14 protein-coding genes are annotated in these 20,749 nt (G+C 72.7%); 9 read left to right on the plus strand and 5 right to left on the minus strand.

Features of this window, described 5'->3' with window-relative positions; all coding sequences use genetic code 11:
* The 3 genes from dhbC to EAO73_RS26830 form a co-directional block, all read left to right on the plus strand.
* Positions 1-1,159, plus strand: a 1,159-nt coding sequence (gene dhbC / locus EAO73_RS26820; protein ID WP_147974176.1) for an isochorismate synthase DhbC, incomplete at its 5' end; no start/stop codon positions are given.
* A complete protein-coding gene (locus tag EAO73_RS26825; protein WP_147974157.1) occupies positions 1,156-2,808 on the plus strand; it encodes a (2,3-dihydroxybenzoyl)adenylate synthase in 1,653 nt (550 codons plus the stop codon). The genes dhbC and EAO73_RS26825, both read left to right, overlap by 4 nt.
* Before the next feature lie 33 nt (positions 2,809-2,841).
* Complete coding sequence (locus EAO73_RS26830) at positions 2,842-3,474, plus strand: isochorismatase family protein (RefSeq protein ID WP_147974158.1); 633 nt, start codon at positions 2,842-2,844, stop codon at positions 3,472-3,474.
* Positions 3,475-3,486: 12 nt separating this feature from the next.
* Here EAO73_RS26830 and EAO73_RS26835 read toward each other — a convergent pair whose 3' ends face one another.
* A complete protein-coding gene (locus EAO73_RS26835) occupies positions 3,487-3,948 on the minus strand; it encodes a MarR family winged helix-turn-helix transcriptional regulator (protein ID WP_147974177.1) in 462 nt (153 codons plus the stop codon).
* Between the two features lie 140 nt (positions 3,949-4,088).
* Here EAO73_RS26835 and EAO73_RS26840 point away from each other — a divergent pair, with 140 nt between their 5' ends.
* The 3 genes from EAO73_RS26840 to EAO73_RS26850 all read left to right on the plus strand — a co-directional run bounded on the left by EAO73_RS26840 (position 4,089) and on the right by EAO73_RS26850 (position 10,850).
* Entirely contained in the window at positions 4,089-4,898 is an 810-nt protein-coding gene (locus tag EAO73_RS26840) for an alpha/beta fold hydrolase (RefSeq protein WP_147974159.1), read from the plus strand.
* A gap of 179 nt (positions 4,899-5,077) precedes the next feature.
* Positions 5,078-7,288, plus strand: a complete 2,211-nt coding sequence (locus EAO73_RS26845; RefSeq protein WP_147974178.1) for a HelD family protein — start codon at positions 5,078-5,080, stop codon at positions 7,286-7,288.
* 256 nt (positions 7,289-7,544) lie between these two features.
* The gene (locus EAO73_RS26850) at positions 7,545-10,850 is read left to right on the plus strand and encodes a GH92 family glycosyl hydrolase (RefSeq protein ID WP_147974160.1); all 3,306 of its coding nucleotides are present in this window, start codon (positions 7,545-7,547) and stop codon (positions 10,848-10,850) included.
* Between the two features lie 58 nt (positions 10,851-10,908).
* Here EAO73_RS26850 and katG read toward each other — a convergent pair whose 3' ends face one another.
* Both katG and EAO73_RS26860 read right to left on the minus strand, forming a co-directional pair.
* Positions 10,909-13,140: a catalase/peroxidase HPI gene (katG, locus tag EAO73_RS26855; protein ID WP_147974161.1), complete on the minus strand. Its 2,232-nt coding sequence runs from the start codon at positions 13,138-13,140 to the stop codon at positions 10,909-10,911.
* Between the two features lie 345 nt (positions 13,141-13,485).
* Positions 13,486-14,100 carry a class I SAM-dependent methyltransferase gene (locus EAO73_RS26860; RefSeq protein ID WP_147974162.1) on the minus strand — a complete coding sequence of 205 codons (615 nt, stop codon included), beginning with the start codon at positions 14,098-14,100 and terminating at the stop codon, positions 13,486-13,488.
* A 116-nt stretch (positions 14,101-14,216) separates the two neighbouring features.
* Here EAO73_RS26860 and EAO73_RS26865 point away from each other — a divergent pair, with 116 nt between their 5' ends.
* Positions 14,217-14,939, plus strand: coding sequence for an ABC transporter ATP-binding protein (locus tag EAO73_RS26865; protein WP_147974163.1), 723 nt, complete (start codon positions 14,217-14,219; stop codon positions 14,937-14,939).
* A gap of 13 nt (positions 14,940-14,952) precedes the next feature.
* On the opposite strand, the gene EAO73_RS26870 is transcribed toward EAO73_RS26865, so the two are convergent.
* Complete coding sequence (locus tag EAO73_RS26870) at positions 14,953-17,208, minus strand: protein kinase domain-containing protein (protein ID WP_147974164.1); 2,256 nt, start codon at positions 17,206-17,208, stop codon at positions 14,953-14,955.
* 166 nt (positions 17,209-17,374) lie between these two features.
* A complete protein-coding gene (locus tag EAO73_RS26875; RefSeq protein WP_191134233.1) occupies positions 17,375-18,595 on the minus strand; it encodes a chitinase in 1,221 nt (406 codons plus the stop codon).
* A 216-nt stretch (positions 18,596-18,811) separates the two neighbouring features.
* On the opposite strand from EAO73_RS26875, the gene fahA reads away from it, so the two are divergent.
* Positions 18,812-20,044 carry a fumarylacetoacetase gene (gene fahA, locus EAO73_RS26880; RefSeq protein WP_147974165.1) on the plus strand — a complete coding sequence of 411 codons (1,233 nt, stop codon included), beginning with the start codon at positions 18,812-18,814 and terminating at the stop codon, positions 20,042-20,044.
* Positions 20,041-20,739 (plus strand): IclR family transcriptional regulator, encoded by a 699-nt coding sequence (locus EAO73_RS26885; RefSeq protein ID WP_147974166.1) that lies wholly within the window; start codon positions 20,041-20,043, stop codon positions 20,737-20,739. Before fahA ends, EAO73_RS26885 begins: the two co-directional genes overlap by 4 nt.
* The last annotated feature ends 10 nt before the right edge of the window (positions 20,740-20,749 follow it).

A 20,749-nucleotide genomic window follows, 5' to 3' on the forward strand; every position in this document is an offset into this window, starting at 1 on the left:
CCCCGGCCCCGCCGTCCCGGCCACCGCGCTGCTGGACGCCTACCGGCCGGGCACCGACCGCTTCCTCGCCACACCACGCCGCACCCTGCTCGGCACCGGCACCGCCGCCGAGGTCCCGCACGACGACAGACCTCCCGCCGTCCGCGTCCGGGAAGCCCTCGACGCCGCACGGCGGGCCGGGCACACGGCGCCGGTCGTCATGGGCGCGCTGCCCTTCGACCCGTGGGCGGCCGGATCACTGGCCGTTCCCGAGACCGTGCGCCGGGCCACGGCCCTGCGCGAGGACCCGCTCGTCTCCCGGCCCGTCCCGGACGGCGGGCCCGGCACCTGGCAGACCCGGGAGGTTCCCGCCCCGGCCGCGTACTGCGCGGCGGTGGCGGCGGCGGTCCGGCGGATGCGCGCCGGCGAGTTCGACAAGGTCGTCCTCGCCCGCACCCTGGAGCTGACCTCCTCGCACGACCTGGACCTGCCCGCCATGCTGCGCCGGCTGGCCCGGCACGACCCCGGCGGCTACACCTTCGCGCTCCCCAGCGGCCCCGGCCGCACGCTGATCGGCGCCAGCCCCGAACTCCTCGTCGCCCGCACCGGCAACCGGCTCACCGCCAACCCGCTGGCCGGTTCGGCACCCCGCAGCGACGACCTCGCCGAGGACGTCCGGCGGGCCGCCGCGCTCCTGGAATCACCCAAGGACCTCCACGAGCACGCCGTCGTCGTCGAGGCCGTTCGTGCGGCCCTCGCCCCGTTCTGCGCGAGCCTGGAAGTGCCCCAACAGCCCACGCTCGTACGGACGGAGGCCATGTGGCACCTGTCCACGACGGTCACCGGGACCCTCACCGCCCCCGCCACCACCTCGCTCGACCTCGCCTCCGCGCTGCACCCCACACCCGCCGTGTGCGGGACGCCCACCGACGTGGCCCGCGCGGTCATCGCGGAGTCGGAACCCTTCGACCGGGGCGCCTACACCGGCATGGTCGGCTGGCAGGACGCGGACGGGGACGGCGAGTGGGTCGTGACGATCCGCTGCGCCGAGGCGGAGGGCCGCTCCCTGCGGCTGTTCGCCGGTGCCGGGGTGGTCGCCGCCTCGTCGCCCGATGCCGAGACCGCCGAGACCGGCGCCAAGTTCCGTACGTTCCTCAACGCCGTGGGAGCCACCCTGTGAACACCGCACCGCACGAAGACGCCCCGACCTGGCCCGCCGAGTTCGCCGCACGCTACCGGGCGGCCGGGCACTGGCGCGGCGAGACCTTCGCCGGCATGCTGCGCGAACGCGCCGAGGCCCACGGCGACCGTGTCGCGCTCGTCGACCCGGCGCCCGAGCGCCGCGCGTGGACGTACCGCGAACTGGACGAGCGCGCGGCCCGGCTGGCGGCCGGCTTCCGGGCGCGCGGCATAGCCAAGGGCGACCGGGTCGTCGTGCAACTGCCCAACATCGCCGAGTTCGCCGAGGTGGTCTTCGCCCTCTTCCGGATCGGCGCGCTCCCCGTCTACGCGCTCCCCGCCCACCGGGAGACGGAGATCGGCTACTTCTGCTCCTTCGCCGAGGCCGTCGCCTACGTGATCCCGGACCGGCACGCCGGATTCGACCACCGCGCGCTGGCCACCGCGCTCAAGCAGCAGGCGCCCACTCTGAAGCATGTGTTCGTCGTCGGCGACCCCGGCGAGCACACCGCGCTGTCCGACGTACCGCGCGACGGGACGGCCGGCCCGGACGACGAACCCGAGCCGCACGACCTGGCCTTCCTCCAGCTGTCCGGCGGAACCACCGGGGTGCCCAAGCTCATCCCCCGTACGCACGACGACTACATCTACTCGCTGCGCGGCTCCAACGAGATCTGCGGCGTCGACGCGGACACCCGCTACCTCGTCGTCCTGCCCGCCGCGCACAACTTCCCGATGAGCTCGCCCGGCTGGCTCGGCACGCTGTACGCCGGCGGCACGGTCGTCCTGTGCCCCCGGCCCGACCCCGCCACCGCCTTCCCGCTCATCGAGCGGGAGCGCGTCACCATGACCGGCATGGTTCCGCCGCTCGCGCTGCTGTGGACCGACGCGGCGGCCGCGACGGAACAGGACCTGTCGAGCCTCGAACTGCTCCTGGTCGGCGGCGCCAAGTACAGCGAGACGGCGGCCCGCCGTCTGGAGCCCGCGCTCGGCTGCCGGCTGATGCAGGTCTTCGGCATGGCCGAGGGCCTCGTCAACTACACCCGGCTCGACGACGACCAGGAGACCGTCGTCACCACCCAGGGCCGGCCGATCTCCGAGGACGACGAGATCCGGATCGTCGACGACGCCGGACAGGAGGTCCCGGAGGGGCACTTCGGCCACCTGCTGACCCGGGGGCCGTACACCATCCGCGGCTACTGGCGCGCCCCGGAACACAACCGGTCGGCGTTCACCGAGGACGGCTTCTACCGTACGGGCGACATCGTGCGCCGCACCCCGAGCGGCCATCTCGTCGTCGAGGGACGGGCGAAGGACCAGATCAACCGGGGCGGCGAGAAGGTCGCGCCGGAGGAGATCGAGAACATCATCCTCGCCCACCCGTCCGTCCACGACGTCTCGGTGGTCGGCGTGAGCGACCCGTATCTCGGGGAACGCACCCTGGCCTACGTGATCCTGCGCAAGGACGCCGAAGCCCTGGGGGCGCTCGCCGTGAAACGGCATGTGCGCGAGCGCGGAGTCGCCGCGTACAAGATTCCGGATCTCGTCGAGTTCGTCGACGTCTTCCCCCAGACGGGGATCGGCAAGGTCAGCAAGAAGGGCCTGCGCACCGAGCCGGCCCCCGCCCCAACCCCCGCCGCACAGAACTGAGTCAGCCCCGCGCGGCACCGAAAGGTCTCACCCATGGCACTGCCCGCCATCGCCCCCTACCCCCTGCCCCGCGCGGACGAACTGCCGGCGAACCGGGTCGACTGGACCGTCGACCCGGCCCGCGCCGTGCTGCTCGTCCACGACCTGCAGAACCACTTCCTGAGCGCCTACCGCCCCGGCGAGCAGCCGCTGACCGGCATGCTCGCGAACACCGCCCGCGTCATCGGGGCGAGCCGTCGCGCCGGAATCCCGGTGGTGCACTCGGCGCAGCGGGGCGGCCAGAGCGCCGAGGAGCGCGGTCTCCAACTGGACTTCTGGGGGCCGGGGATGGCGGACGACCCGGAGGCCCTGGCGTCGCCGGAGGAGGTGGCACCCGCACCGGGTGACGCGGTGCTCACCAAGTGGAAGTACAGCGCCTTCGTCCGCACCGAGCTGGAGTCCCTGATCCGCGACGAGGGGCGCGACCAGCTGGTGATCACCGGTGTCTACGCGCACATCGGGGTGCTGATGAGCGCCGCCGACGCGTGGATGCGCGACATCCGGGCGTTCGTGGTGGCGGACGCCGTCGCGGACTTCTCGCGCGAGGACCACGACATGGCGCTGCGCTGGGCGGCGGGCCGCTGCGCGGTCGTCACGACGACGGACGCGCTCCTCAAGGAGATCTGAGTCCCCGCACCCTCATGACCGGAGGCGGCCCGCCGCCTCCGGCGTGAGGTGCCGGGCGAGTACGTCCAGCGCCTCGCCGACCGCGCGCAGCGTTTCCGGGTCGTCCGTGCCCAGCGCCGCGCTCAGGGCGTCGTCGATCCGGGCCGTCCGCACCTCGGCCACCCGCTCCGACACCTCGGCGGCCGTACGGATCAACTGCCGCCTGCCGTCCGCCGGATCGGGGGCGGTCACGAACGAGCCGGTCTCCTTGAGCCGGCCCACGGCGCCCGAGACCTGACTCTGCGGCAGGCCCGTGCGCGCGGCGATCTCGCTCACGGAGGTGCCCTGGTGGCCGAGGACGTCGCTCAGTACGACCAGGGCCGCGCGGGTGCCGCCGCGCTGCGCGGCGCCGGTGGGGGACGAGGGCTCCGGCAGCGCCTCCTCGCCGATCTTCATCAGGGTCCGGCCGAGCAGGAACAACTGGACCGGGGTCATCGAAGCGCTCATGGGCCCAACCCTACGCTCATCCATCACTAATGATGCATCTCTATTGATGCATCGAAATAGATGCAGTACGGTGGAGAGCGCCGGCCGGCACCCACCGCGCCGGTCACCTCACCGACCAGGAGACCCCGATGTTCCTCGACACCGACGGCGCCACCCTGTACTACGAGGTCCGGGGCACCGGCCCCCTGCTGCTCGTCGCACAGAGCGGCGAGGGCGGCGCCGACCGGAGCACCGACCTGGTGAACCACCTCACCGACCGGTACACCGTGGTCACGTACGACCGGCGGGGCCTGTCCCGCAGCGCGCTCGCCGACCCGGAGCGGGGCGTGACCATGGAAGAGCACGCCGACGACGTCCACCGGCTGCTGACCCGGCTCACCGACGAGCCGGCCCTGATGCTCGGATGCAGCATGGGCGCCGCGATCGGGCTGCACCTCGCGGTGACCCACCCCGGTCAGTTGCGCACCCTCGTGGCGCACGACCCGGTCTCCCCCTCCCTGCTGCCCGCCGGCCCGCGCGCCGGGCACGCGGCGGAGCTCGTCCACCTCCAGGAGGTGTACCGGGAGGGCGGGCTGCAGGCCGCGCTCCCGGAGATCGCCCGGGTCCTCGGCATCGACCCGGCCCGTCAGGAGACCGAGCCGGACCTGACGCCCATGCCCCTCACCCCGGGCCGCGTCGCCGACTTCGGGTTCTTCATCGCACGCGACTTCACGGCCGTCGTCGAGGCCGAACTCGACCAGGAGGCCTTGCGAACATCGCCGGTTCGCATCGTCCCCGCCGGCGGCGCCGTCACCGCACCGGACGTCTTCGTCGGGCAGTGCGCACACCGGCTCGCCGGAATCGTGGGGCGGGAGGTCGTCGCGTTCCCCGGCGGGCACAACGGCAACACCACCCACCCCCGTGCGTACGCCGCGCTGCTGCGCGAGGTCCTGGCGTAGGTGCCGTCCCGCAGGCCTCCCGGGCAAAGAGAAATCCCCGGTCCGAAATTGCGGACCGGGGATTTTCCCAGGTATATTGAGTGGTTCTGTGCGCCCACAGAAAAGGCCCCTCACCGGGGGCCAACAAGTATCACCTTAGCCGTCAGGGAGCTATTTTGTCAACTCGGGAAAGCGCCGAATTGCACAAGGAGCAGGAATTCGTCGACCGGCTCTACGACCGTGTCGACGCGCTGCGTGGTGCCGCCGCCGAGCAGGTCCAGGATGCCCTGACGCCGGTCGGCACGGGCCGGCAGGCCCGCATCGAACGGGATGTGCTGGTCGCCGAGCGCTCGGGTCTGCTCGCCGCGCTGAACGCGGTCGACGGCTCTCTGTGTTTCGGCCGCATCGATCTCTCGGACGGCGCCGCGCACCATATCGGCCGTATCGGAATCCGCGAGGACGATGTCGAGCACACGCCTTTGCTGATCGACTGGCGGGCCCCGGTCGCCCGCCCCTTCTATCTCGCCACCAACCACACCCCGATGGGTCTGCGCAGACGCAGGCACCTCACCACCGAGGGCCGCGCGGTCACCGAGCTGCACGATGAGATCCTCGACATCGAGGACCACGAGCGCACCGGCTTCGAGGACCCCAGCGGCGACTCCGTCCTGCTGGCCGCCGTGAACTCCGCGCGCACCGGACGCATGGCCGACATCGTGCGGACTATCCAGGCGGAACAGGACCGCATCATCCGCGCGCCGCACCGCGGTGTCCTGGTCGTCGAAGGCGGCCCCGGCACCGGAAAGACGGCGGTCGCCCTGCACCGGGCGGCGTTCCTGCTGTACGAGCAGCGGGAGCTGCTGGCCAAGCGCGCGGTCCTGATCGTGGGCCCGAACCCGGCCTTCCTCAGTTACATCGGCGAGGTGCTGCCCGCGCTCGGCGAGACCGGTGTGCTGCTCGCCACGCAGGCCGAGCTCTTCCCCGGCATCCACGCGCACGGCACGGACACGCCCCGGGCCGCCGCGGTGAAGGGCGGCGCGGCCATGGCCGAGGCGCTGGAGTTCGCCGTGCGCGACCGGCAGCTGCTGCCCGAGCCGGGCGCCCCGCTGATCGTCCCGCACGACGACGGCGACCTGATCCTGGACTGGGAGATCGCCTACGAGGCCCGGCAGGCGGCCCGCGACACCCGGCTGCCCCACAACCTGGCCCGGCCGCACTTCGCGTTCCGGATCATCGACGCGCTGACCGCCCAGCTCACCGAGCGCATCGGCGCCGACCCGTACGGCGGGCCCAACTTCCTGGGGCCGGACGACATCGCCCAGCTCGGCAAGGCCGTCGCGGTCAGCCAGGAGGTCCATGCGGCGATCGACGAGCTGTGGCCGCCGCTCACCCCGCAGGGCTTCCTCGCCGACTACCTGGCCGAGCCGGTCCATCTGCCGGAGGCGGACGCGGGGGCCATCCGGCGCGCGTCCGGTGAGGACGCCTGGACACCGGCCGACGTACCGCTGCTGGACGAGGCGGCCGAACTGCTCGGGGTCGACGACAGCGCCGAGCGGGCCGCCGCCGAGGCGGAGCGCCAGGAGCGGATCGCGTACGCGCAGGGCGTGCTCGAACTGTCCAGGGGCTCGGAGTCCTTCGAGTTCGAGGACGAGGAGTCGGAGGTGCTGGCCGCGCACGACATCGTGGACGCGGAGCGGATGGCGGAGCGGCAGGAGGAGACCGATCACCGCAGCGCGGCGGAGCGGGCCGCCGCCGACCGGACGTGGGCGTTCGGGCACATCATCGTGGACGAGGCCCAGGAGCTGTCGCCGATGGCGTGGCGGCTGCTGATGCGCCGGTCGCCGACCCGGTCGATGACCCTGGTGGGCGACCCGGCGCAGACCTCTGAGGAGGCGGGCGTCGGCTCCTGGCAGGAGATCCTGGAGCCGTACGTGGGCGACCGCTACGAGCATGTGCGGCTCGCGGTCAACTACCGCACGCCGGCCGAGGTGATGGAGGTCGCGGCGAAGGTGCTGCGGGCCGAGGACCCGTCGTTCGAGCCGCCGGGTTCGGTGCGGTCCACGGGCGAGGTGCCGTGGGTCCGGGACGCAGGGGCCGATCTGGCGGGCGCCGTGGCGCGGGCGGTCGCCGAGCTGACGCCCGCCGAGGGGCGCCTCGCGGTGATCGCGCCGCGCGAGCTGCACGAGGAGATCGCGGCCCCGCTGGACGGGGCCGTGCCCGGCGCCGAGCCGGATCTGACCCGCACGGTGGTGCTGCTCGGGCCCCGGCAGGCCAAGGGCCTGGAATTCGACCACGTCCTGGTGGTGGAGCCCGGCCGGTTCGGGACGAGCGACCTGTACGTGGCGCTGACCCGCGCCACGCAGCGGCTGGGCATCCTGCACCGGGAGCCGCTTCCGGCGTCCCTGCGCTGACGTTCCGGGACAACCGGGGGCGCGGGCCGGGCTGTTGCACGTGGGCAGCCCGGCCGGACGGACGGCTTCCGGGGAGCCTTGACACCCCGGATCAGCAGGAGGAGCATCCTCACGTCGTTGACAACGTTGTCGGGGCGACGCCGTTCCGCTGCGGTCACGGCGCCCCGCTCCCACCGCGTTGACCGTCCGTCACATCAGAAGGGCAGGAACGGTGCCACAGACGCACACACGTCGAACGCACACCGCGATCCGGGCCATGGGCTCCGTCACGGCCGCCGCCATGGCCGTTGCGGGGCTCGCGGTCGCGGCCGCCCCGGCGTCGGCCTCGCCGGGCCGGGACATCGTCAAGGACCCGGTGTCGTACGTCGATCCCCTCATCGGTACGTCCAACGCGGGCAACACCTACCCGGGTGCCGTGCAGCCGTTCGGCATGCTGGCGTGGAGTCCGCAGAACTCGCGGGGCAAGCAGGTCTCGACGCCCGCTCCCGGCGGCTACCAGTACGACGCGAAGAAGATCCGCGGCTTCAGCCTCACCCACCTCAACGGCGTGGGCTGCTCGGGCGCGAACGGCGACATCCCGATCATGCCGTACGTGGGTGACGTGGACTCCTCCCCCACCTCGGACACCACCGACGCGAAGTACGCGAGCGACTTCTCGCACGACGACGAGACGGCCACCCCCGGCTACTACAGGGTCGGCCTGGCCGGCGGCGCTTCGGCGGCGCTGACCACGACCGCCAGGACGGGGTCCGGGGAGTTCGGCTTCCCGGCGGACAAGCCCGCCAGCCTGCTCTTCCGCACCTCCAACTCGGAGACCGGCAGCACCGACGCCACCGTGCGGATCGACAAGGCCGCGCGGACGGTGACCGGGTCGGTCACGGCGGGCAACTTCTGCGGTCCGCAGAGCGCGAACAACCGCAAGGACCTGTACACGCTGTACTTCACCGCCCACTTCGACAAGCCCTTCGCGAAGACCGGCACCTGGAAGGACGGCACCCTCAACCCCGGCTCCACCTCCGCCTCCGGCGGTACGGGCTACAGCTCGTCCGGCAACGCCGTGGAGGGCAAGGGCTCCGGCGGGTACGTCACCTTCGCGGACGGCACCACCGAGGCACGCGCCAAGGTGGCCGTCTCGTACGTCAGCGCCGCGAACGCCGAGGCCAACCTCCGCAAGGAGAACGGACCGGGCAAGAGCTTCGACACGGTGAAGCGGCAGGCCGCCGCGAACTGGAACGAGGCGCTGAAGGCCGTCGAGATCGGCGGCGGCACCGACACCCAGCGCACCGCCTTCTACACCGCGCTCTACCACTCCATGCTGGAGCCGACGCTCACCAGCGACGTGGACGGCCGCTACCTCGGCGCCGACCGCAAGCCGCACCGGCTGTCCAAGGGCCAGAAGGCGCAGTACGGCACCTTCTCCGGCTGGGACCAGTACCGGGCGCAGGTGCAGCTGATGGCGCTGCTCAACCCGAGGGCGGGCAGCGACTACGCGCAGTCCCTGTTCAACTACGCGAACCAGCGCGACGGCGAGTGGGACCGCTGGCTGCTGGAGAACGGCAAGACGAGCGTGATGTCGGGCGACCCGTCCGACGCGGCGCTGGCCGGTATCTACGCATTCGGCGGCCGTGACTTCGACGTCAAGGGCGCGCTGAAGTCCCTGGTCACGGCGGCGACCGTGCCGACCGCCAACGACTCCGACAGCTCGGGCTGCAACGTCGAGTGCGTGGGCCAGCGCCCCGCGCTCGACAAGTACCTGGAGCTCGGTTACGTACCGGCGGACAACTGCCACTGCTGGGGCGGGGCGGCCGAGACGCTGGAGGACGCCGCGGCCGACTACGGTCTGTCGGAGCTGTCCCGGCGGCTGGGCAACAAGGGCGACGCCAAGAAGTTCCTGGACCGGTCGGGCAACTGGACGAACGTCTTCGACGCCAACGCCACCGAGCACGGCGGATACATACGCGACCGCAAGGCCGACGGCAGCTGGGCGGGCACCTTCACGCCCGGCACCGGCGCCGGGTTCGTGGAGGGCTCCAGCGCCCGGTACACCTGGATGGTCTACTCGGACGTGGCCGGTCTCGCGGGTGCGATGGGCGGCAATGCGCGCGCCACGGAGCGGCTGGATGCGTTCTTCCGTACGCCGGACGGGAAGTTCGACTTCTCGGCGAAGGACGACACGCGTTACGACCCGACGAACGAGCCCGACATCAACGCGCCGTACCTGTACAACTACTTCGGCGCCCCGCACAAGACGCAGGAGACGGTCCGCGCGGAGCTGGACCAGCTGTGGACCGACGGTCCCGGCGGGATTCCGGGCAACGACGACGCGGGGACCATGTCGTCCTGGTACGTCTTCTCGGCGCTCGGCATGTATCCGCAGAACCCGAGCCGTGCCGATCTGACGCTGACCGCGCCGCTGTTCCCACAAGCGGTGGTGCACACCGGGCACGGCAAGAAGATCACCATCGAGGCTCCGGCCGCGTCGGCGAACCACACGTACATCCACGGGCTGAAGGTGAACGGCCGTACGTCCACGAAGCCGTGGGTCGGTGACTCGCTGGTGGAGCACGGCGGGCGGCTGGACTTCACGCTCGGCGCGACGCCCGACACCTCCTGGGGCAGCGCACCGGCCGACGCGCCGCCGTCCTTCCCCGGCGGTGGGCTGAAGTACTTCACCGGGGCCTCGCCCGACCAGCTGAAGGTCGAGCCGGGCGGCGAGGGCACCCAGACGGTCGTCAAGGTGCAGAGCCTGGAGACGAAGGCCACCACGGTGCACTGGGAGGCCCAGGCGCCGGACGGGGTCACCGTGACCCCGTCGGAGGGCGACTTCACGGTTCCGGCGAGCGGTGCCGCACAGGCGAAGCTCACCGTGTCGGCGGGGAAGGACACCGCCGAGGGCTACTACACGGTCCCGGTGACGCTGACGTCGTCGGCGGGCACGGAGCTGCCGAAGACGTCGGCGGCGGTGACGGTCGCCGAGAAGAACGGGCTGCTGTGGAACCGCAACAGCACCGGGATCTCGGCGGACGACCAGAACCCGCAGGCCAACTTCGACGGTGAGGGCTGGAGTTACTCGGCCCAGGCGCTCGCGGCGGCCGGTGCGGCGCCGGGCGGCACGGTCTCCTCGGGCGGCTTCGACTTCACCTGGCCGAAGGTGGAGGCCGGTGACCCGGACAACATCGAGGTCGTCGGGGCGGGCCCCCAGGTGCTGAACGTCGCCTCCGGCGAGGGTGACACGAAGCTGGCGTTCCTCGGGAGCGCCGCCGAGGGCAAGGCGTCGGGCACGGTGACGCTCACGTACACCGACGGCTCCACGCAGCAGGCCGAGATCGGCTTCAGCGACTGGACGCTGGGCGGCGGCTCGCAGCAGCCCTCGTACGGGAACACGGTCGCGGTGCACACCGAGTACCGCGATGTGCAGGGCGGTGGAAAGGACCCGGTGGGCACCGAGGTCTTCACGACCGCGCCCATCGCGCTCCAGGCCGGGAAGCAGCTCGCGTCCGTGACGCTGCCGGGCACCACGGAGGGCGGGATCATCCACGTCTTCGCGGTGGCCACCGCCTGACCGCGTTCCCGCACCAGTAAGGGCCGGCCCCCACACGGGGACCGGCCCTTACGGCTCATCAGACGAGGTCGAACCGGTCCAGGTTCATGACCTTGTCCCAGGCGGCGACGAAGTCGCGCACGAACTTCTCCTTGGCGTCGTCGCTCGCGTAGACCTCGGCGACGGCGCGCAGTTCGGAGTTCGAGCCGAAGACCAGGTCGGCTCGGGTGCCGGTCCAGCGGACCTCACCGGTGACGGCGTCGCGGCCCTCGAAGGCGCTCTGGTCGTCCGCCGTGGACTTCCACGTCGTGCCCATGTCGAGCAGGTTGACGAAGAAGTCGTTGGTCAGCGTGCCCGGCGCGTCGGTGAGCACACCGTGCGAGGTCTGCTGGTGGTTGGCGCCCAGGACGCGCAGACCGCCGACGAGGACCGTCATCTCGGGCGCGCTCAGGTTCAGCAGGTTCGCCCGGTCCAGCAGCAGGTACTCGGCGGGGAGCCGGTCGCCCTTGCCGAGGTAGTTGCGGAAGCCGTCGGCGACGGGCTCCAGCTCGACGAAGGACTCCACGTCGGTCTGCTCCTGCGAGGCGTCGACGCGACCCGGGGTGAACGGGACCTCGACCGTGGTTCCGGCGTCCTTGGCCGCCTTCTCGACCCCGGCGGCGCCCGCGAGGACGATCAGGTCGGCGAGGGAGACCTGCTTGCCGCCCTGCTGCTCCACGTTGAAGGACTCCTGGACGGAGCGGAGCGTACGCAGGACTCCCGCGAGGCGGTCCGGGTCGTTGACCTCCCAGCCGCTCTGCGGTTCGAGGGCGATGCGCGCACCGTTGGCGCCGCCGCGCTTGTCGCTGCCGCGGAAGGACGAGGCGGAGGCCCAGGCGGTGGAGACCAGCTCGGAGACGGACAGGCCGGAGGCGAGGACCTTCTCCTTGAGCGCCGCGATGTCGGCGGCGTCGATCAACTCGTACGTGCGCGCGGGCAGTGGGTCCTGCCAGAGCAGCGTCTCCTCGGGGACCTCGGGGCCGAGGTAGCGGACGACGGGGCCCATGTCGCGGTGGGTCAGCTTGTACCAGGCGCGGGCGAAGGCGTCGGCGAACTCCTGCGGGTTCTCGTGGAAGCGCCGCGAGATCTGCTCGTACGCCGGGTCGAAGCGCAGCGAGAGGTCGGTGGTCAGCATGGTCGGGGCGTGGCTCTTCGACGCGTCGTGCGCGTCGGGCACGGTGCCCTCGCCGCCGCCGTCCTTCGGCCGCCACTGGTGGGCGCCCGCGGGGCTCTTGAACAGCTCCCACTCGTAGCCGAACAGGATGTTGAAGAAGCTGTTGTCCCAGGCCGTGGGGGTGTCCGTCCAGATGCCTTCGAGGCCGCTGGTGATGGCGTCGCCGCCCTTGCCGGTGCCGTACGAGCTCTCCCAGCCGAGGCCCTGGCGCTCCATCGGCGCGGCCTCGGGGTCGGGGCCGACGGCGTCGGCGGGGCCGGCGCCGTGCGTCTTGCCGAAGGTGTGGCCGCCCGCGATCAGGGCGACGGTCTCCTCGTCGTTCATCGCCATGCGGCGGAAGGTCTCGCGGATGTCGCGGGCCGCGGCGAGCGGGTCCGGGTTGCCGTTGGGGCCCTCCGGGTTGACGTAGATGAGACCCATCTGCACGGCGCCGAGCGGGTTCTCCAGCTCGCGGTCGCCGGTGTAGCGCTCGTCGCCGAGCCAGGTGGTCTCGGGGCCCCAGTACACGTCCTCGTCCGGCTCCCAGACGTCCGCGCGGCCGCCGCCGAAGCCGAAGGTCTTGAAGCCCATGGTCTCCAGGGCGACGTTCCCGGTGAGGACGAGGAGGTCGGCCCAGGAGATGTTCTTGCCGTACTTCTTCTTGACCGGCCACAGCAGGCGCCGCGCCTTGTCGAGGCTGGCGTTGTCCGGCCAGCTGTTGAGCGGGGCGAAGCGCTGCTGGCCGGAGCCGGCGCCACCGCGGCCGTCGCTGATGCGGTAGGTGCCGGCGCTGTGCCAGGCCATCCGGATCATGAAGGGGCCGTAGTTGCCGAAGTCGGCGGGCCACCAGTCCTGCGAGCTCGTCAGCACCTCGGCGATGTCCCGCTTGACGGCGGGCAGGTCCAGGGCGTTGAAGGCCTCGGCGTAGTCGAAGTCCTCGCCGAGCGGGTTGGCCACGGCGGGGTTCTTGGCGAGAATCCGCACGTTGAGCCGCTCCGGCCACCACTGGCGGTTCCCGCCGCCCTGGGTGGGGTGCGGCGCGCGACCGTGCGCGACGGGGCAGCCGCCGGCCTCCTCCGACTTGGGGTCGGTGACGATCGCGTCGTGGTTCTCAGTCATGGAATTCCTTCCGGACGGGGCGGATCTCGGTGCTCTGAGAATGGGGCGGGTGAAGTGGCCTGACCGGTCCCGCCCCGGAGGACGGCCTGCCCTGGCTCCGGCCGGAACCGATCCTACGATGGACCTAGTCCAAGTCAATACGAACACGCGATGGAATGGATCAACGGCCGCCGCATATTGCCCCCGGAGAACAATGGTTCGGACCAGGGGGAATGAGCGGGTGCGATCAGCTGGAGGACGTCGTGGGCCGGCCGCCCGGACGACGGCCGGCGGCTGCGCGGACATCCATCGCGTGGAGCCCGCCTTCCCCGAGGCGCTGTGCGCGGCCCTGGAGCCGTTGTCGCGTCAGCGCTCGCCCCGCCGGTGGACGCTGACGGCGTACCCGCCGCCCTCGTACGGATCGGCGTCCCAGGTGGCGAAGCGGTCGACGGGTGTGAGTCCCGCGGCGGCGCAGTGGTCGTCGTACTCGGCGAGCGTGAGACCGGGCGCTACGGGGAGGTGGGCCGCGTCCAGGCCGAACCCGGCGACCAGCAGACCGCCCGGACGCAGGGCGTCGGCGAGGCGCGCGACGACGGTGGCCTCGGTGCCGGGGGCGAGCAGCGCCATCACGTTCCCGGCGGCGACGACGAGGTCGAAGCCGGGCTCCAGACCGAGCGCGTCCGGGTCGAATGCGGCCAGGTCGGCCCGGAACCAGGGCAGTGCGGGCGCCTGCTTCCGCGCCACGGCGAGCATCGAGGCGTCGACGTCCACGCCGGCGCAGTCGTACCCGAGCTCCGCGAGCCGGATCGCCACCCGGCCGGTGCCGCAGCCGGCGTCGAGCACCCGCGCCCCGGCGGGGACCAGGGCGGCGCAGAACCGCGCCTCGCCGTGCATGTCCTTGCCGCTGCGGGCGAGGGCCGCGAAGCGGGCGGCGTAGTCCTCCCCGGACGTCTCTCCGGTCAGCTCGGTCCAGCGGTTCATGCGGCCCACTGTAGACGCGGCGGGGTCCGCACCCCGGCGATGGTGCACTTTCCCGTACCCCCGGTCCGGGTGCGGGCAGGATCGATCGCCGCGGCCCGCACGGCCAGGATGAGGTCATGACTTCGACAGCGACACGCATCGGCACCGGAACCGCCGTCCGGGCACAGGACCTGCACCGCACGTACGGGCACGGCGGCTCGGCCGTCCGGGCGCTGCGCGGGGTGTCGGTGGACCTCTCCCCCGGTACGTTCACGGCGGTCATGGGCCCCGCCGCCTCCGGCCGGACCACCTTGCTGCACTGCCTGGCGGGAAGGGACCGGCCGTCCCGGGGCTCGGTGCGCTGGGGCGGTACGGAGGTGACCCGGCTGCCCGAGCGGCGGCTGGCGGAGCTGCGGCGCGAGAGGGCCGGCTTCGTCTCCCGGGCGTTCAACCTGGTCCCGTCCCTGACCGTGGAGGAGAACGTCGGGCTGCTCGCGGGGCGGGACCGGGCCCGGGAGGTGCTTGCCCGGGTGGGGCTTGCCGGGTACGAGCGGCACCGGCCGGGGCAGCTCTCCGGGGACCGGCAGCAGCGGGTGGCGATCGCGCGGGCGCTGGTGGCGCGCCCCGATGTGCTGTTCGCGGACGATCCGGCGGGCGCCCTCGGTCCGGCCGCCGGGCTGGAGATCGCCGCGCTCCTGCGGGCCGGGGCGGACCGGGAGGGGCAGACCTGTGTGCTGGTGACCGACGACCCGGTGGCCGCCGCGTACGCGGACCGGGTGCTGCTGCTCGCCGAAGGGCGGCTCGTCGACGAGCTGTGCCGGCCGGACACCGCGCGGGTCCGCGAGCGCCTGGGCCGGTGAGGGGCTTCGCCGCTCAGCCCGACGTGGGCGGGTGCTCCGTGTCGAAGGCGAACAGGGTGTTCCGGTCGGCGGCCACGACCACCACGCGCCCCGCGACCGTCACGCGCGGGCTCGCGCCCTCCTCGCCGGTCAGGCCGTCGGCCTGGGGGTCCGTCGCCCACAGCGTCGTACCGTCGGAGGGTGACAGCGCGACCACACGGCCGGTGGCGGAGCTGAAGAACAGCGCGCCGTCCCCGGCGACGGGGCCCGACGCCCCCTCGACGCTGGTCTGCCGGGCCCACTTCTTCCGGCCGTTGGCGGGGTCGAACGCGGTGACGCGGCCGGTCTGCGAGCTCACGAACACGGTGCCGTCCGCCATGCCGGGCGTGCCCTCGTACGTGGTGTCCAGCTCGGTGGTCGTGACCTTCCCTGAGACCGGGTCGAGCCGGGTCACGGCGTCGTAGCCGGTGAGCGCCGTTCCCTCGGTGTGCTCCTGGAGCAGGACGAGCCGGCCTCCGGCGGCGCCCACGGGAACGCCGGGCCCGTCCAGCGCGATGGCCCGGCCCCAGCTCCCCTCGGCCACGTCGAGCGTGTGGACGACCGGGCGGCGGACCGTCTGGCCCTGGATCTCCGCGTCCGTCACGCACATGGCCAGCAGTACGTTGCCCGCCAGGACGGGGGCGCACCGGGAACCTCCGGGGAAGGGCGCCGTCCAGGTCAGCTCGCCGCTGTGCGCGTCCCGGGCCTCGAAGGCGTCGTCCGAGGCGTTGACGGTGATCACGGCGGAGCCGGTGACGACGGCGTCCTGGGTCCGGCCCGTGACGGCCGTCGACTGGGCGCCGGAGGTCGTCGACCACAGCTCCTTGCCGCTGTCGGCGTCGACGGCCACCACCTCGTCGCCACGCCCCTGCGGGTCGCCCTGCACGGCGGACCGGTAACCGATCACGGTGTCGTCGGTGGCGCCCACCAGGTGCAGACCCTGGACGGGGACCCCCGGGCTCTTCACCGTCCAGGCGCGCGAGCCGTCCCGGACGTCGATCCGGGTGGCGACGACCCCGCCGCCCCCGCAGAACGCGGCGTCGCCGCGAGCGACGCAGCGCAGCTCGTCGGGGATGTCCTCCTGCCCGCCGGGCACGGTCACATGCCAGGGCCGGAAGCCGTCCGGCAGCGAAACGGCGGGCGCCGCGGCGGTGGTCCTGCCCTCGGGGTCGTTTCCGCCGAGGCCGCCCGCCTCCAGCGCGGTCACACCGCCGCCGATCGCCGCCACGGCGACGGCCGCCGCGAGCACGGGCCGCCACCGGCCGCGCAACCGGCGGCCGAGACCGGTGCGGGGGCCCTCCGAGGCGAGGTCCGTGCCGTCCGCGGCGGGGGCGGACGGGGCGGAGGCGGCCGGGGCGGAGGTGTCCCGGGTCGCGAGGTGGTGCTCGGTGACGACGTCACGGGTGCGGCCGGCAGCGGGCCCGGCCGCGCCGCCCCCGCCGAGGCCGGCCGGCAGGTCCCGCAGCAGTTCCAGGAGCTCGTCCGCCGTGGGGCGGCCCTCGGGCTCCTTGCCCAGACACGGCTCGACGACCGTGCGCAGCTCCGTGGGCACCGCGTCCAGCGACGGTTCCTCGTGCACCACCTGGTACGCGGTCAGGTACGGGCTGTCGGCGTCGAAGGGCCCGCGCCCCGTCGCCGCGTACACCAGCAGGGTCGCCAGCGAGAAGACGTCGGAGCGCGGTCCCACGCCCCGGGGGTCCTGCAACTGCTCCGGCGACATGAACGGCGGCGTGCCGATGACGCGTCCGGTCATCGTCAGCGTCTGCTGGTCGGCGGCGCGCGAGATGCCGAAGTCGATGACGCGCGGCCCCTCGGCCGACAGCACCACGTTCGAGGGCTTGAGGTCGCGGTGGACGACGCCCACCCGGTGGATGTCGCGCAGCGCCTCGGCGAGACCGATGGCGAGGCTCCGCAGCTCGGGCCCGCCGAGCGGGCCGCCGTCCGCGATGCGCTGCGCGAGCGTGGGCCCCTCGATGTAGGCGGTCGCCATCCACGGCTGCTCGGCCTCGGGCGCGGCGTCCACCACGGCCGCGGTGAACGCTCCGCTCACCCGCCGCGCCGCGGCGACCTCCTGCCGGAAGCGGATGCGGAATTCGCTGTCGCCGGCGAAGTGCTGGTGGATCAGCTTGACCGCGACGGGCCGGCCCGAACTCGTACGGGCCAGGAAGACCGTGCCCATGCCACCTGACCCGAGCCGCGCCTCCAGCGGATAACCGCCGATCTCGGCTGGATCGCCTGCGCGCAGCGACACTCTTCCCGACCTCTCGTTCCCCGTGCGCCTCAGCCGTCACGGGACCGCCCATCATCAGTGCTGGACACAAACTAGTCGCAGGGTGGTGGGGCAGAGCAAAGCGGGTGACACGTGCAGGCAGCCGAGCAGGACGAGCCGCCCCGGCCGGAACCGGGGCGGCGGCGGGTCAGCAGGGGCCGAGGTCCTGCCAGACRCCCCATTCRCCSGTGCTGCCSGGKGTCTCGTTCTGGGTCCACCACTKGGCCTTCCAGGTGTGTCCCCCGTACGAGACGGTCGTGCCGCCGGTGTAGACGGCGCTGCTGCTCCACGCGGCGGCGGTGCAGCTGCCGGTCGGGGGCGGCGTGGTCGGCGGTGTGGTGGTGGGCGGGGTGACGCCGGCGAACTTCACCGAGTACTTCGCGAAGTCCCAGTCCGACTGGGCCACGCTGCTGCACGTGCCGGACGTCTTGCCGTTGTTGTCGGGCGGGGTGCACTGGCGGTCGCGGTTGAGGGACCAGAAGGTGAAGCGGTCCATGTGGTGGCTGGTGGCGAAGTCCAGGACGGTCTGGAAGTCGGCCTGGGTGAAGTACTCGCCGGTGTCGCTGCGCCCGTTCATGCCGGAGAAGCCCTCGTGCGCGTACGCCGTCGCCTCGTCCCAGCCGAAGGTGGACCGCAGGATCGAGTTGAAGTTCGTCAGGGCGCTCGTCTGGGCGGCGGCGCCGTTGAACCCGCCGTCGAACGGCATGATGGAGAAGTTGTTGGGCGTGAAGCCCTGGGCCTTGGCCTCGTTGAGCATCTGCTTGCCGAACCAGCCGGTGCCGTCGGCGGTCGCCGCCGTGGTGACCGAGACGTAGAGGCCCGGGTTGTTCTGCTGGAGGATCTTGGCGGCGCCGATCTCGCGGGCGATGGCGGCCGTGTTCTCGTACTCCGGCTCCTCCAGGTCGAAGTCGATGGCCTTCAGCTGGTACTTGGTGATCACCTGCTGGTAGGCGGCGGCGGTGGCAGCCGCGTCGGAGCAGGTCTGGCCGAGCTTCGTTCCCCCGTAGCCGCCGATGGACACCGATACGTCCCCGCCCTTGGCCCGGATCGCGCTGATCACGGAGCCCACGGCGGTGTCCGAGGAGACCGGCGACGTCCCGTCCCATGTCGGGCTGCACCCGCCGCCGTTGGGAGCCAGGATGAAGGCGAGCTGGAACGCCTTGAGGCCGGTGGCGTCCATGATGGCGCCCGCGTCCGGCGGATTGTTGTCGTGCGGCATCAGATAGGGCGCGGCGGCGTACCACCGATTGCCCAGCGCGGTGGCGTCGGCGGACGCACCCGAAGCCTGCTGCGCGGCGAAGGCCGCGAGTCCTGCGGTGGCCAGTGCGGCGGTGGCCACGCCGGAGAGCAGAGCGCGTAGACGCTTCATGGAGGCTCCTGTCGGGAGAAGGTGCCGCCAGAATCGAAGCGTGACGCATTCACGTCAATGCGTTGGCCTAGACCATTGCGCTTTCTTGAAGATTGACCGCCCGATATCGGAACATGACCCGACCGCATTGAGAAACACCTCGGCTAGGGTGTGGCCCGTGCCCCTTCCGGCCGCCGCCGGACCGCCACCCGTCACCGATACCGAAGGGCTCCCCGCATGAGCACCCACCCCGAGACCTGGGTCGAGGCCGCGGCCGGCAGCGCGTACGACGTCGACAACCTCCCGTACGCCGTCTTCTCCACCACGGACGGCGGGCCGCGCGTCGGCGTCCGGATCGGTGACCACGTCCTCGACCTGGCCGCCGCGGCCTCGGCCCTGCGCCCCGACCGGACGCCCCTGTTCGACGCCTCCGCGCTCAACCCGCTCATGGCCTCGGGACCGTCGGTCTGGGCGGAGGTCCGGGCCTGGGCCGTCGACCTGCTCACCGACGCCGCGCACCGCGACCGCGTCCGGCTCGTCCCGCTGGCCGATGCCACCCTCCACCTGCCGTTCGAGGTCGGGGACTATGTCGACTACTACGCCTCCGTGGACCACGCCACCAACGTCGGCCGCATCTTCCGCCCCGACGGTGACGCGCTGATGCCCAACTGGCGCCATCTGCCGGTCGCCTACCACGGGCGCGCGGGCTCGATCGTCGTCTCCGGCACCCCGGTGCACCGGCCCGCGGGCCAGCGCAAGGCACCCACCGACCCCGCGCCCGTCTTCGGCCCGTCCCTGCGCCTGGACATCGAGGCCGAGCTCGGCTTCGTCGTGGGCCGTACGGTCCCGCTCGGGCAGCGGGTGGCGACCTCGGAGTTCACCGAGACCGTCTTCGGTGTGACCGGCGTCAACGACTGGTCCTCGCGCGACATCCAGGCCTGGGAGTACGTCCCGCTGGGCCCCAACCTCGGCAAGTCCTTCGCCACCACCATCAGCGCCTGGGTCACCCCGCTCGCCGCACTGGAGCACGCCCGCACCGAACTGCCCGGCCAGGACCCGGCCGTACTCCCCTACCTGCGGGAGGAGGGCCCGTCGGGCTACGACATCGACGTGGAGGTCGAGGTCAACGGCACCGTGGTGGCGCGCCCGCCGTACGCGTCCATGTACTGGTCGCCCGCGCAGATGCTGGCCCACCTGACGGTCAACGGCGCCTCGCTGCGGGTCGGCGACTTCTACGCGTCGGGCACCATCTCGGGACCGGAGAAGGACCAGCGCGGCTCGTTCCTGGAACTGTCCTGGGGCGGCAAGGAGACCTGGACGGCCGGCGGCGAGGAGCGCACGTTCCTCCGGGACGGCGACGAGGTGGTCCTGCGCTACTCGGCACCCGGCGCCCGGGGACGCATCGGCCTGGGCGAGGTCCGTGGCAGGATCCTCCCCACGATCCGGCCGATCCCCGAAGAGGTGGAATGACGCCCAGAGACGACTCCGAGAGCGGTGGCTCGCAGACCCTGGAGCGCGGTCTGGCCCTTCTGGTCGAACTCGGCCGCCACACCGGCGGACTGACCACAAGTCAGGTGGCGGCGGCGACGGGGTTCCACCGCTCCATCGCGCACCGCCTGCTGGTCTCCCTCCACCGGACCGGGTTCGCCGCGCGCGACGACGACGGCCGCTACACGGTGGGCCCTGCCGTGCCGGGGCTGCTCGGCGGCACCGGGCCCAGCCTGCGGACCGTCGCGGAGCCCGTCCTGCACCGCCTCGCCCGCCGACTGGACGCCACCGCCAGCCTGGTGGAGGCCGTCGGCACAGCGGCCGTCACCACGGTGGTGGCCGAGCCGCCGACCGACGGCCCTCTGTTCTGGTACCGCAAGGGCAGCCGCGACCCGCTGGACCGGGGCGCCGGAGGCCTGGCCGCCCTGGCCTCCGGCCCCCCGCGCGCCGCCGAGCCGGACCGGGTGCGGGAGGTCCGCGAGGCCGGCTACGTCATCACGCACAGCGAGGTCAACGTCGGCGCCCACGGCATCGCGGCCCCCCTGCCCGGCTGGCCGGTCCGGGCCGCGATCAACGTGGTCACGGCCGATCCCCGGCTCGCCGACAAGGCCGTCCCCCACGTCCTGGCGGCCGCCGCGGAGGTCGGCACCCCGGGCGACCACCTGGGCGCGGAGTGAACTCACGGGC

This window comes from Streptomyces sp. col6 (assembly GCF_008042035.1).
Lineage (GTDB): Bacteria > Actinomycetota > Actinomycetes > Streptomycetales > Streptomycetaceae > Streptomyces.

Coding starts and splice junctions, on each gene's coding strand:
- EAO73_RS26860 (WP_147974162.1), bottom strand. CDS start 14,100: ATGAACCGCTGGACCGAGCTGACCGGAGAGACGTCCGGGGAGGACTAC.
- EAO73_RS26885 (WP_147974166.1), top strand. CDS start 20,041: ATGACGCCCAGAGACGACTCCGAGAGCGGTGGCTCGCAGACCCTGGAG.
- EAO73_RS26850 (WP_147974160.1), top strand. CDS start 7,545: ATGGGCTCCGTCACGGCCGCCGCCATGGCCGTTGCGGGGCTCGCGGTC.
- EAO73_RS26835 (WP_147974177.1), bottom strand. CDS start 3,948: ATGACCCCGGTCCAGTTGTTCCTGCTCGGCCGGACCCTGATGAAGATC.
- katG (WP_147974161.1), bottom strand. CDS start 13,140: ATGACTGAGAACCACGACGCGATCGTCACCGACCCCAAGTCGGAGGAG.
- EAO73_RS26830 (WP_147974158.1), top strand. CDS start 2,842: ATGGCACTGCCCGCCATCGCCCCCTACCCCCTGCCCCGCGCGGACGAA.
- fahA (WP_147974165.1), top strand. CDS start 18,812: ATGAGCACCCACCCCGAGACCTGGGTCGAGGCCGCGGCCGGCAGCGCG.
- EAO73_RS26865 (WP_147974163.1), top strand. CDS start 14,217: ATGACTTCGACAGCGACACGCATCGGCACCGGAACCGCCGTCCGGGCA.
- EAO73_RS26840 (WP_147974159.1), top strand. CDS start 4,089: ATGTTCCTCGACACCGACGGCGCCACCCTGTACTACGAGGTCCGGGGC.